The organism is Luteimicrobium xylanilyticum, assembly GCF_009429125.1.
Lineage (GTDB): Bacteria > Actinomycetota > Actinomycetes > Actinomycetales > Cellulomonadaceae > Luteimicrobium > Luteimicrobium xylanilyticum.
Genome location: NZ_CP045529.1, coordinates 252,936 through 265,327, shown reverse-complemented (window position 1 = coordinate 265,327; position 12,392 = coordinate 252,936). Strand labels below are relative to the sequence as shown.

The 12,392-nt window shown below is 72.6% G+C and carries 9 protein-coding genes; 3 read left to right on the top strand and 6 right to left on the bottom strand.

The genetic code is table 11. The features are described from left to right. Positions 1-3 precede the first annotated feature (3 nt). On the bottom strand, positions 4-4,107 hold the full coding sequence (locus tag KDY119_RS01170) for a sensor histidine kinase (RefSeq protein ID WP_194174304.1): 4,104 nt from the start codon (positions 4,105-4,107) through the stop codon (positions 4-6). A 276-nt stretch (positions 4,108-4,383) separates the two neighbouring features. On the opposite strand from KDY119_RS01170, the gene KDY119_RS01165 reads away from it, so the two are divergent. Continuing rightward, positions 4,384-5,361, top strand: coding sequence for an NAD(P)H-quinone oxidoreductase (locus tag KDY119_RS01165; protein WP_153021820.1), 978 nt, complete (start codon positions 4,384-4,386; stop codon positions 5,359-5,361). Positions 5,362-5,379: 18 nt separating this feature from the next. Continuing rightward, entirely contained in the window at positions 5,380-6,039 is a 660-nt protein-coding gene (locus tag KDY119_RS01160) for a bacterial proteasome activator family protein (RefSeq protein WP_083891171.1), read from the top strand. A gap of 10 nt (positions 6,040-6,049) precedes the next feature. On the opposite strand, the gene KDY119_RS01155 is transcribed toward KDY119_RS01160, so the two are convergent. Then, positions 6,050-6,946 (bottom strand): EamA family transporter, encoded by an 897-nt coding sequence (locus KDY119_RS01155; RefSeq protein ID WP_322619628.1) that lies wholly within the window; start codon positions 6,944-6,946, stop codon positions 6,050-6,052. A gap of 119 nt (positions 6,947-7,065) precedes the next feature. Here KDY119_RS01155 and KDY119_RS01150 point away from each other — a divergent pair, with 119 nt between their 5' ends. After that, positions 7,066-7,455, top strand: a complete 390-nt coding sequence (locus KDY119_RS01150) for a DUF805 domain-containing protein (RefSeq protein WP_036954341.1) — start codon at positions 7,066-7,068, stop codon at positions 7,453-7,455. An 83-nt stretch (positions 7,456-7,538) separates the two neighbouring features. Here KDY119_RS01150 and KDY119_RS01145 read toward each other — a convergent pair whose 3' ends face one another. The 4 genes from KDY119_RS01145 to KDY119_RS01130 form a co-directional block, all read right to left on the bottom strand. Further along, a complete protein-coding gene (locus tag KDY119_RS01145) occupies positions 7,539-8,486 on the bottom strand; it encodes a carbohydrate ABC transporter permease (RefSeq protein WP_036954338.1) in 948 nt (315 codons plus the stop codon). Next, on the bottom strand, positions 8,483-9,529 hold the full coding sequence (locus KDY119_RS01140) for a carbohydrate ABC transporter permease (protein ID WP_227994459.1): 1,047 nt from the start codon (positions 9,527-9,529) through the stop codon (positions 8,483-8,485). The genes KDY119_RS01145 and KDY119_RS01140 overlap by 4 nt, the downstream gene beginning before the upstream one ends. Positions 9,530-9,634: 105 nt before the next feature. Then, positions 9,635-11,002 carry an ABC transporter substrate-binding protein gene (locus tag KDY119_RS01135; protein WP_051136888.1) on the bottom strand — a complete coding sequence of 456 codons (1,368 nt, stop codon included), beginning with the start codon at positions 11,000-11,002 and terminating at the stop codon, positions 9,635-9,637. 363 nt (positions 11,003-11,365) lie between these two features. Further along, the gene (locus KDY119_RS01130; RefSeq protein ID WP_153021819.1) at positions 11,366-12,385 is read right to left on the bottom strand and encodes a LacI family DNA-binding transcriptional regulator; all 1,020 of its coding nucleotides are present in this window, start codon (positions 12,383-12,385) and stop codon (positions 11,366-11,368) included. Positions 12,386-12,392 lie beyond the last annotated feature (7 nt).

Sequence of the window (12,392 nt, the reverse complement as noted above, 5' to 3'; positions counted from 1 at the left end):
GTGCTAGGCGCGGGTCCCGTCCCCGGTTCCCGGTCCGTCGGTGCGGCCGTACGGTCCTCCGAACGCGGCCTCGAACTCGGCGTCGAGATCCTCGGACGGTCGACCGACCGCGTCCTCGCGCGCCCGGCGGGTCGCGCTCTGGAACGCCCGGAGCCGCTCGCGCAGCACCTCGGCGTCACGGTCGATCCGGTCGCTCGCGCTCTGCTGGCCCGACGACTCCTGCTGACGGCGCGCACGCCGCGTGAGGGTCGGCCCGGTCGTCAGCTCGACGACGGGCTGGTAGGTCGCACCGGTCGGCGCAGGATCGAACGAGTTCGTGCGCAGCAGCGTCGTCATCTCCTCGTACAGGACCGCGGACGCCAGCCACTCGGACTTCGCGGTCACAGGGTCGACGACGTACTCCTCGTCCAGCGGGTCGAGGGACCGGGGGCGCAGGGGCCGTGCGGAGAGCTCGGGCGCCGCCTCGGGCGACCGCGTCTCGGCGCGCGGGGCGGACGGCGCCGGGGTCGCTTCGTAGGCCGGGGTCGCTTCGTCGTAGGCCGGGGCCGGCTCGTACGCCGGGGCCGGCTCGTACGCCGGGGTGGGCTCGTACGCCGGGGCGTACGGCTCGGGAGCCGCGACGGGCTGGGGCGCAGCAGGCGCGGACGACTCCGCGCCCGCCGGGGCGTACGGCTCGGCGACAGTCTCGCGCCCGATCCCGGGCTCGACCGTCGGTGCCGGCGCGGGCAGCGCCGACGTCCGCGACACCCCGGTCAGCCCGAGGGCCTCGGCGGAGTGGATCGACGAGGCCGGCACGACCGGCGTCGGCTGCGTGAGCGTGCGGAGCGCCTCGGTGTACGCCTGCTGCGAGTACCCGCGGCGGAACCACCCGCGGTTGCGCTTCGCCGCCTCACGGACGTCACGACGCGTCGGCAGGTTGGTGAGCAGCTCGTCGAAGGCAGGCAGCGCCTCGTCGAAGCCGAGCGCGTCGTCGTGGACCTCGCCGCCGTCGGCGGGGATGCCGGCCACGGGGACGTAGGCGTCGTCGGACGGGTTCGCCGCAGCGGCAGGCTCGGGCTCCACCACGGGCGCCTCGGCGTCGGCGTCGGCGTCGAGCTGACGCCCGAAGTAGCCGCCCAGGTCGGAGTACGGCGACGACGCCGCGCCCTCGGCCGCAGGCTCCCACAGCGCGGCAGCCGACTGCGCCTCGGAGAGGCCGGCCGACCCGGCCCCGTGCTGACCGCGCGACGGGAGGGCGGGCTCGCCGAGGGCGAGCTGCGGCTCCCAGCCGGTGTCCTCGAGCTCAAGGGCGCTCGGGTCGACGTTCGGGACGGACGGTGCGTAGCCGTACGCCGGCGCGGCGTCGTCAGCGGGCGGCGCCGGCGGGACGTCGACGACCGGTGCCGGCGGCGTCCAGGACGACGCCGGCTCCGGCTCCTGCCACGCGGGCGCCTCGGGTGCGACGAGCGACTCGTACGAAGGCGCGTCCTCGACGGGCGACGCGGGTACCGGGGCGACCTGCTCGGGCGCGGGCGGCGTCGGGGGGACGGAGGCCGTCGTCGGGCCGGCATCGACCTGCTCGTTGAGCTGGTTCATCGACCGGAAGCCGGAGAACATCGACGTCCGCACGGCGTCCTCGGACACCGGCACGAGGTCGACGGACGTCTCCCCGGGCAGCTGGTGCGGCTCGGCGGCCGACGGCTCGAGCGAGAGCGACGTCGGGTCCGGACCCAGGAGGGGCTTGGGCTCCGGCACCGGCGGCAGGTCGCGGCGACGGCTCGGCAGGGCGGCGCCCGCGACGGCCTGCGTCGGCGGCGTCCAGCCCGCGGCCTCGTTGCCGAGGTCGGCGGGAAGCTCGGGCGTGCTCAGGGGCGGCAGCACGACGTTCGCCGCGCTCGCGGTGGGCGCCGACGGTGCAGCGCCACGGACGGGAAGCCCGCTGCCGGTGGTGTCGGGGGCGCCGTCGGGTCGGGCGGTACGGCGCTTGGGCATCCCGGTCGACGTCGTGCCGTCGGTCAGCGCCTCGAGGTCGACGGGGACCGCGACCTCGGGCTCCGGCTCGGGCAGGGGCAGCGGGCCGGACGGGTGTCCGGACGACACGGGCGTGCGCGCGGGCAGGCTGTCGGGCGCGCTCCCGCGCCCGAGCTGCCCGACGGCAGCCTGGGTCTCGGAAGCCAGCGGGTCGGTCGGCTCCGGGAGCGGGACCTGCGAGTCGTTCACGAACAGCACGGACGGGAACGACACGACGGCGGTGGTGCCCTCGCCGTTGTCGCCCGACGACGTGAACTCGACGGCGGCACCGAGGCGCTGCGCGAGACGGCCGACCACGTAGAGGCCGAGGCGCTGCGCGCCGAGCACCTCGGAGGCGCCCGACGACGTGACGCGGGACCGCGCCTCGGCGAGCTCCTCGGGGCCCATGCCGAGGCCGTAGTCCCGGATGATGATCTGCACGCCGGACGACGTGCGGTTCGTCGAGACCTCGACGGGAGTGTGGGGCTCGGAGAAGCGCGTCGCGTTCTCGAGGAGCTCCGCGAGCAGGTGCGCGGCGGAGAGCGCGTTGTGCCCGAGCATCAGCGGGTCGACCGGGAGGATCAGTCGGACCCGGTCGTACATCTCGATCTCGGACGACGCCGTACGGATGACGTCCGAGGTCGGCATCGGCTGGCGGACGCGACGGCCCGAGTCGATACCCGCGAGCACGAGGAGGGACTCCGCGTTTCGACGCATCCGGGTCGCGAGGTGGTCGAGGCGGAACAGGTTGGACAGCGAGCCCGGGTCCTCCTCGGTGCGCTCCAGGTCGTCGAGGAACGAGAGCTGGCGGTTGAGGAGCACCTGGTCGCGGCGCGCGACGTTGACGAACATCTCGGCGATCGAGCCACGGAGCGCGGCCTGCTCCTTGGCGACCGTGATGGTCGTCGCGTTCACGTCGTTGAACGCGCGCGCGAGCTGACCGACTTCGTCGTTCGACTCGACGGGGATCTCCTCGAGCGCCATGTCCGGGCCGCGGCCGGGCTCGGCCACCTGCTCGACGAGGGTCGGGAGCTCCTCGCGGACGGTCGCCGCGGCGTCGGTGAGGCGACGGAGCGGGCGGACGATCGTGCGGGCGATCGCGAGGGCGATGATCACGGACAGCGCGAACGCGAGGAGGCCGACGCCGAGCGTCACGGCCGCGCGCGTCGTCGCCGACGCCTGCAGGTCAGCGGCCTTGCCGTCGACGGCCGACGCCACGTCGTCGCGCGCGGAAGCGGTGGCGGCGGTCTGGTTCTGGGAGAGCGAGATCCACTGGGCCGCGTTCGCCGGCGTCGCGGCCGTCGGGGTCGCGGACGCGATCTGGGTGCGCAGCGTCTGGTAGAGGCCGGACGAGGCCGGGAGGTCGGCGTGGATCCCGAGCGCGGCGACGACGTTGGCGAGCTGCGAGGCTCGGGTCTGGTCGTCGCTGATGAGGCCGGAGATCTGGATCGCGTTCGAGATCACGCCGTCGCTGGCGAGGTCTTGCAGCTTCTCGGTGCCCTTGAACGGGAAGGCGAGGACCTGGTAGCCGCCGGTGGTCTCGAGCGCCAGCTGGTTGGTCAGCGTCGTCGCGTCGTTGTAGGCGTCGACGAACTGCGCGAGCGTGCGGTCGGACGCTGTCTCCGCGAGGAGCGTCCCGACGTTCGTCGCGAGCGAGACGACGTTCTGGTACGAGCTGTCGATGTACGTCGCGGTCTTGGCTGCCGAGCCGGTCGACGCCGCGACGTCGACCTGGCGACGCACGGTGTCGAGGCGGTCCTGAGCGGCGAGCGACGTCGTGATCGCCTTGGCGAGCTGCGCGTTGTACTGCCCGAGGCTGAGCTTGCGCAGCTCGGCGTCGCGGTTCTTCACGGTCGCGTCCGTGAGGTTGCGTGCCTTCTTCATGGCCTCGGCGGCGTCGCTGTCCGCGCCGGCGCTCGTGGCCTGGTCGGTGGCGAGGCGCTCGGCCTGGACGGCGTCGAGGAACGCGTCCTGGCTCGCGAAGACCGATGTCAGCGCGTGGGCCGCGCGCGCCTCGCGCGCGTCGGCGATCGCCTGGGACGAGATGTACGCGGCGGCCACGAACAGGACGAGGACCGGCACAGCGAGGGCGGCGAGGATCTTCCCTCGAACGCTCAACCTGCGGAGCATACGCACCTTCCTGTCGGCGCTGTGACCAGCGCCTTCTACTGCCGGGACGGCTCACGCACGTCACGGGACCGCGCGCGTAGCGCAACGCCTCGAACGAACTTTCCGCTAACTATCCGCGATCGAGCCACGATCACCTAATCCGGATCAGGATCCGGAGCAGCCCCCTCCGGCGTCGGGCCCCGCGGTGCGAGCGGGCGTCCGAGCGCCTCCAACCTTGGGCGATGAACCCCCTCCTGCGCAAGACCTCGGCCTAGGCTCGTGCGCATGCGCGCCGTCGAGATCGTCCGCCCAGGAGGCCCGGAACAGCTCACCGTCCGCGAGGTCCCGGACCCGTCACCCGGCCCCGGCGAGGTGCTCGTGGACGTCACCGCCGCGGGCGTGAACCGCGCCGACCTGCTGCAGCGCCAGGGCCACTACCCGCCGCCGCCCGGCGCGCCCGCCTGGCCGGGCCTGGAGGCGTCGGGGACGGTCGCGGCCCTGGGCGACGGCGTCGAGGGTTGGACGGTCGGCGACAGGGTTGCCGCCCTGGTCGCCGGCGGCGCGTACGCAGAGCGCCTCGTGGTGCCGTCCGGGCAGCTCCTGCGGGTCCCAGACGCGCTCGACCTCGTCGACGCCGCCGGGCTCCCGGAGGCGGTCTGCACCGCGTGGAGCAACCTCACCGGCCCCGGACGGTTGGCACCCGGTGAGCGGGTGCTCGTGCACGGCGGGTCGGGGGGCATCGGCTCGGTCGCGATCCAGCTGGTGGCGGCCTACGGCGCGTGGGCGGCGACGACGGCGGGCGGACCGGAGCGCACGGCGCGCTGCCTCGAGCTGGGCGCCGACCTCGCCGTCGACCACCGGTCGGACGACTTCGTCGCGGCCGTCCGTGACGCGACGGACGGGCACGGCGCCGACGTCGTGCTCGACGTGATCGGGGCCGGCTACCTGGCCCGGAACGTCGAGGTGCTCGCGGACGAGGGCCGGCTCGTGATGATCGGCATGCAGCAGGGGCGCCGCGCGGAGCTCGACCTCGGTGCGGTCATGACCCGGCGTCTCACCGTCACGGGCACGACGCTCCGGTCCCGCACCCGCGAGGCCAAGGCCGCGATCGTGGCCGACGTCGCGACCCGGGCCTGGCCGTGGCTCGACGACGGCCGCCTGCGTCCCGTGATCGGCGCCCGTCTGCCGCTCGACGAGGCCGCGCACGCCCACGAGCTCGTCGAGTCGGGGAACGTGTTCGGCAAGGTGCTCCTGCTGCCCTGACGGGGCAGACTGGACGCCATGCCCGACGACGCAGAGCAGCAGGTTCCGGACGTGCCCGACGCCGACGGCGAGTCCCGCGAGGAACGCGAGGCCGAGCAGGCCGCGGAGGACGCCGTCCGCGAGGCCGCGGCCGCCCAGGTCGCGTCCCAGCTCGTCCTCCCTCCCGGGATCTCCGCGGGGGACGACGCGCCGGAGGGCGCGGACGAGGAGCGGGCCTCGATCGAGGAGCCCGCGAAGGTCATGCGCATCGGCACGATGATCAAGCGCCTGCTGGACGAGGTCCGCGAGTCGCCTCTCGACGAGGCGGCGCGCGCCCGGCTCGCGTCGATCCACGAGCGCTCGCTGCACGAGCTCGAGGACGGCCTCTCCCCCGACCTGATCGACGAGCTGCACCGGATCACGCTGCCCTTCACGGACGACCAGACGCCGTCGGACGCCGAGCTCCGGATCGCCCAGGCGCAGCTCGTCGGCTGGCTCGAGGGCCTGTTCCACGGCATCCAGACCGCCCTCGTGGCGCAGCAGATCGCCGCGCAGAACCAGCTCTCCCAGATGCGTCGGGGGTTGCCGCCGGGCTTGTTCGGGTCGGCCGACCCGGGAGCACCGGGCGGCCAGGCCCCCGGCGCGCCGGGCGGCCCGCAGGGCGACGACCAGCGCCCGACGCCCGGCCAGTACCTCTGATCGCGGGTGCTCAGACGAGCGGCGGCGGCTCCGGCGGCGTACGCCGGCGGAGCTGGCCGGTCATGAGCAGGGCACCCGTCGCGCACGCGAGCCCGACGAGCTCGCCCGCCGACGGCACCTGGCACAGCCCGACCGCACCCACGACCGCCGCCGTCGCGGGCAGCAGCGCCATGAGCACGGAGAACGTCGCCGCGCCGACGCGGCGGAGCACCACCTGCTCGAGCGCGTAGGGCACGACGGACGAGAGCACCCCGACCACGACGGCGCGCCACGCGAGCCCCCAGTCCGTGAACGCGACCGCCGACGACGACGCGAGGAGGGGCGCGAGCGCGACCGCACCGACGGCCATCGCGACCGACAGGGTCGTGACGCCCGAGCCCGCGGCCGCGACCCGGCGACCGAGCAGGATGTACGCCGCCCAAGCAGCGGCGGCGACCCCGACGGCGACGAGCCCGACGACGACGTCGTGCCGGTCGTGACCGGGCCCGGGCTGGAGCGCGACCCCAGCGAGCAGCACGACTCCCACCGCCGCGACGACGATCGCCCCGCGCTCCCGCCAGCCGCGCCCCGTCAACGCTGCCACGGCGACCGGCCCCGTGAACTCGATCGCGACCGCCGTCCCGAGCGGGAGATGGTCGATCGCCACGTAGAAGGCCACGTTCATGACGGCGAGCGCGAGCCCGAAGGCGACGGCCGCGCGCCACCGCGCGGCCGTCCACCGCTCGCGCCACGGCCGACGCCACACCAGCAGCACGACGGCGGCCACGGCCGTGCGCAACCACGCCACCTCGGGCGCGCCGACGGCGGCGAACAGGCCGACCGCGACCGCCGCGCCCACGTACATCGCCGTGCCCGAGCCGACCAGGACGACCGGCGCGGGCACGCGGTCCAGGCTCGGGCGGCTCACCTCGCGAGCCTACGGGCCGTCGCCGGTGGACAGCGCCTCCCGTCACAGCGCGCGACCCCCTATGCTCTGGCCGCCCGGTAACGATGCCGGGCTCCACGCCTCACTTCAGGTGGTCACCGATGTCTCTCGTCGACTCCGTCCGTTCCGTCCTCACCAACTACGCCAACTACTCGGGCCGCGCCCGCCGCTCCGAGTACTGGTGGTTCGCGCTCGCCCTGATCGTCGTGTTCGGCCTGCTCGCCGGCCTGAGCCGTGCGAGCGCGCTGTTCGCGGTCGTGTACGGGCTCGCCGCCCTCGCCGTGTTCGTGCCCGGGCTCGCCGTGGCCGTGCGCCGTCTCCACGACACCGACAAGTCCGGCTGGTTCATCCTGCTCGGGCTCATCCCGTTCGTCGGCGGCATCATCCTGATCGTGTTCTACGCGACCGAGGGCACGCCGGGCGCCAACCGGTTCGGCCCGTCGCCCAAGGCCGTCGCTCCCGCCAAGGCGGCGCCCGCCTACCGGGGCTGACGCCAGGGCCGTGCACGACGACGGCCGCCCTCCTCGGTCGAGGAGGGCGGCCGTTCGCGTCGGCGCCGGGTCGGGCGGTCGGCTCAACCCTTGACGGAGCCCGCCAGGAGCCCGCGCGCGAAGTACCGCTGGAGCGCGAGGAACACGATCAGCGGGATCACGATCGCGATGAAACCGGCGGGCGCGAGGAGCTCCTGGTGCGCACCGAAGCTTCCCGTCAGGCTCTGCAACCGTGCGGTCACGGGTTGCTGGGCCGGGTCGGAGCTGCCGAACGTCTTGGCGACGAGCAGGTCGTTCCAGACCCAGAGGAACTGGAAGATCGCGAACGACGCGATCGCCGGCATCGACAGCGGGAGCACGATCGAGCGGAAGATCCGCAGGTGGGGTGCCCCGTCGACGCGCGCCGCCTCGATGAGCGACTCGGGGATCTGCGCCACGAAGTTGTGCAGCAGGAACACCGCGAGCGGCAGCGAGAACATCGTGTGCGAGATCCAGATCTGCGCCAGCGTCCCGTTGACGTGCGGCGAGGGGATGATCGTGACCCCGAAGACCTGCAGTCCCTTGACGTAGTACTGCTGGAGCGGGACGAGGGCCATCTGGAGCGGCACGACCTGCAGCGCGAAGATCGTGAAGAAGATCGCGTCGCTCCCCCGGAACCGCATCCACGCCAGCGCGTACGCCGCCATGGAGGCGATGAAGATCGGGATGATCGTCGCCGGGATCGTGATGGCCAGGGAGTTGACCAGCGGCAGGGTCAGGCCGCCGTCGGCGGTGAGGACCTGCTTGTAGGTGTCGAGGCTGAAGCTCGGGTGGACGAAGAACTCCCACCAGCCGGTGGTCGCCGCGTCCTCCTTGGAGCGGAAGGAGTTGATGAACAGCCCGAGGGTCGGGATGGTCCACAGCACCGAGAGCAGGATGACCGCGGCGGACGCGATCGGTGAGCTGAGGGCCTTGCGGACGGCGCGCGAGGCCTCCTTGCCGTGGAGCACCTCGTCCTGGGCCGGGTCCAGCGGGGGCGTGATGGTCGTCATCGTTCCGTACGCTCCCGTCGCAGCTGGCGGATGTTGTAGAACATGAGCGGCAGGACGATCACGAAGAGGATGACCGCGAGCGCGCTGCCGCGGCTCACCTGGCTCGTGACGAACATGTCGGCGTACATCTGCCGCGCGAGCACGTCCGTGTTGTAGTTGCCGTTGGTCACGGTGAAGACGATGTCGAACACCTTGAGCGTCGTGATCATGACCGTGGTGAGCACCACGACGACGGTGCTGCGGATCATCGGCACCTGGATGGTCCGGAACAGCCGGAACCCGCTGGCACCCTCGAGGCGGGCCGACTCGATGATCTCGTCGGGGATCGACTTGAGCGCCGCGTTCAGCACCACCATGGCGAAGCCGACCTGGATCCAGATCATGATGACCATGAGCAGGAACGTGTTGATCGGCGACGAGATCAGCCAGTGCGGCGGGTTGTGCCAGCCGAGCTTCATGACGACGGCGCTCAGCAGGCCGGTCTGGGGCGACCCCGGCGCGCGGTAGTCGTAGACGTAGCCCCAGATCACCGAGGCGCCGACGAACGAGATCGCCGTCGGCAGGAAGAGCAGCGTCTTCGGGACCGCGTTCCGGCGCATCCGGTCGAGCAGCAGCGCTGCGACGAGCCCGATGATCACCGTGATCGTCGGGACGATGATGAGCCAGAGGAATGTGCGCAGGATCGTCTGCAGCGTGTACGAGTCGGTGAACGCGAACTGGTAGTTCTTCAGCCCGACGTACTTGGTGCCGAGCTCGCCGAGGAACTGCTGGTTCTTGAAGCTGTTGTTGATGGTCGTGATCGCGGGGACGATCAGCCCGAGCAGGAGCAGGAAGAGCGCGGGGACCAGGCAGATGATGACGGCGAGGGGCTTCTGCAGCCGACCCGTGACCCGGCCGGCCACGAAGAAGATGACGGCCAGGATCGCGAGGAAGCCGGCGACGGCGCCGATCGCGCCGAGCAGCGTGCCGCTCGCCTGGGAGAAGGTGCTCGTCGCCAGGGGCGGAGCCATGGGCAGGGCCTGGCCGAGGGACGTTCCGACCACGGAGGAGCCTCCAGTCGTTCAGGGGTGGGAGGGGGCGGCGCCCCGGCCCGCGGGTGGCACCCGCGGGCCGGGGCGGCCCGGCGTCGATCGCTCAGCGGTCGAGCATCAGCTCGGCCAGGACGCGTCGATCTCCTTCGCGACGTCGGCGGCGGACTTGCCGCTGCCGAACCAGTCGACCATGCCCTTCCAGAACGTGCCCGAACCGACCGCTGCCGGCATCGAGTCGGAGGCGTCGAACCGGAAGGTCGCGTTCGGATCGGCGAGGTACTTCGCGGACAGCTTGTCGATCGGGTCCGTGTACAGGCTCTGGTCGACCTTCTCGTTCGCCGACACCCAGCCCGGCGCCACCTTGATCCGGCTGTCTGCCCACTCCGGGCTCGACAGGTAGTTCTGCACGGCCTGCACGGCCGGCTTGTCGGAGAACGCGGTCACGAACTCGCCGCCGCCCTCGACGGGCGTCTTGATGTCCGGGTTGACCGCCGGCAGGTAGAACGCGTTGACGTCGCCGTCGGGCCCGACCTTCGTGCCCTTGGGCCACTGGGCCTCGTAGAACGACGCCTGCTGCAGCATGCCGCACTTGTCCTTGAGGATCGGCAGTCCGGCGTTCTGGAACGTCGTGGTCGCGATGGTCTTGACGTCGCCGTAGCCGCCGTTGACCCAGTCGGGGTTCAGCATCCAGTTCTGGACCGTCTTCATCGCGTCCTGGATCTGGGAGTCGGAGAACTTGATCTTGTGGCTGATCCAGTCGTCGTAGACGTCGCCACCGTAGGTGCCGAGGACGACCTGCTCGAGCCAGTCCGTCGCGGGCCACCCCGAGGCGGTCCCCGAGCTGATGCCGCCGCACCACGGCTTGGCGGTGCCGGTCATGTCGGACGCCATCTTGCTCGACAGGGTCATCAGGTCGGCCCACGTCGTGGGGACGGTGTAACCCATCTTCTTGAAGTACGCGGGCGAGTACCAGACGAGCGACTTCATGTTCGCGCTCATGGGGGCGGCGTAGAACTTGCCGTCGACGCTCCCGTAGCCCTTCCAGGCCGCGTTCCAGTTGTCCTCGTTCTTGACGGTCTGCTCGGGCGGCGCCTTGACCGTGCCCGTGTGGACCATCTGCTGGAGGAGGCCGGGCTGCGGGATGATCGCCAGGTCGGGGGCGTTGCCGCCGTTGACCTTGACCGGGAGGTCGGACTCGAAGGTGTTCGAGCCGGTGTACTGGATGGTGATCCCGGTGCACTTCTGGAAGTCGGCCCACGACTTGTTGAGCGAGTCCGACTCGGGGCTGAGGATCGAGCCGAACATCGTGACCTTCGACCCGCTGTGGCCGGCGTAGGCCTGGAACTGGGCGCAGTCGCCGGTGAGGGTCGGCGCGCTGCCGGCCTTGGTCGAGTTGTCGTCGGAGCTACCGCTCGAACAGCCTGCCGCGACCAGCGCGACCGCCGCCCCGGTCGCCGCCGCCGTCAGGATCCTGCTTCGTCTCATGTCATGCCCTTCCCCGGCGTCCTCGCCGGTTCTCGTGCGCCGCCGGATGACCGTCCCTGCTCATCGGGCCGTCCGCGTCGTCGCGTCCTCTCCAGATGCAAGCGCTTACACCCTCGCGGTGCAACCCGTACACGCGCGTTTCCTGGTCACGATTCGATGACGGACGCGGGGTGGATGCGGTGCGGCGTCAGCAGCAGGCGCGGGGCTGCCGACCAGCCCGTCCGCCCGCCGCCGAGCCGGGACACGCCGGGGGCGGTGTCGAGCACCCCACCCGGACGGCAGCGCGTGCGCGGCCGCCCGGCCGGGCGGCGCGCACGTCTCTCATGGAAACGCTTCCACGGGAACCGCGCAAGGCCACGCCGGTCACGATTCGGCCACCGTCCGCGGACCCGCCGTCGACGATCGCCGCACCAGCCGGGTCGGGTACGTCACCGCCTCCGGCGCCCGCTCCCCCAGCACCATCTGCAGCAGGACCAGCGCCGCGTCCTGACCCTGCTGGAACGCGTCCTGCGCGACGGTCGTGAGCCCGACGAGCTCGCCGTGCGGGTGCCCGTCGACACCGATCACCGAGAGGTCCTCCGGGACCCTCCGACCGGCGGCACGCGCCGCCAAGATCACCCCCATCGCCATCTCGTCCGACGACGCGAACACGGCCGTCAGCTCCGGGTGGGCCGCGAGGAGCGCGTGCCCGGCCGCGCGCCCGCCCTCGAGGTCGAAGTTCCCGTCCACCTCCCACGACGACGGCGCGTCCACACCGACCTCGACGAGCGCCCGCCGCCAGCCGGCCCGGCGGCCCATGGCGGGCGACCACTCGGAGACCGGGTCCTGCGCCCCGGCGACGTGCCCGACGGCGCGGTGCCCCAGGGCGGTCAGGTGGCGTGTGGCCGCCAGTCCCGCCGCGACGTCGTCGACGCGGTGCGTGACCTGGCCGCGCGGGCCCGAGCCGACGAACGCGAGCGGCACCCCCAGCGCCGCGAGCGACGAGATCTCCTCGGCCTCGAGCGGCAGCCCCACGACGAGCGTCCCGTCGACGCGCCGCCGCAGGACGTTCGGATCGACGGGCGGCCGCGGCAGCGGGTCACGGGGCGAGCCGAGCGCGTAGAGGAGGACGTCGAACCCGAGGCCGCGCAGCGCGTGCTCGACGCCGTCGACGACCTCGCCGAAGTACCAGCGCGCGATGCCCGGCGTCAGGACGCCGATCGTGCGCGTGCGGCCCGAGGCGAGCGACGAGGCCGACGGCGACGGTACGTAGCCGAGCTCGGCCACGGCCGTCAGGACCTTGACGCGCGTCGCCTCGGTGACGTTGGGAAGGCCTCGCAGCGCCCGGGACACGGTCGCGGTCGAGACACCGGCCGTGCGCGCAACGTCCTCGATGCTCGCCACGGCCCTG

Coding starts and splice junctions, on each gene's coding strand:
- KDY119_RS01160 (WP_083891171.1), top strand. CDS start 5,380: ATGCCCGACGACGCAGAGCAGCAGGTTCCGGACGTGCCCGACGCCGAC.
- KDY119_RS01135 (WP_051136888.1), bottom strand. CDS start 11,002: ATGAGACGAAGCAGGATCCTGACGGCGGCGGCGACCGGGGCGGCGGTC.
- KDY119_RS01150 (WP_036954341.1), top strand. CDS start 7,066: ATGTCTCTCGTCGACTCCGTCCGTTCCGTCCTCACCAACTACGCCAAC.
- KDY119_RS01165 (WP_153021820.1), top strand. CDS start 4,384: ATGCGCGCCGTCGAGATCGTCCGCCCAGGAGGCCCGGAACAGCTCACC.
- KDY119_RS01145 (WP_036954338.1), bottom strand. CDS start 8,486: ATGACGACCATCACGCCCCCGCTGGACCCGGCCCAGGACGAGGTGCTC.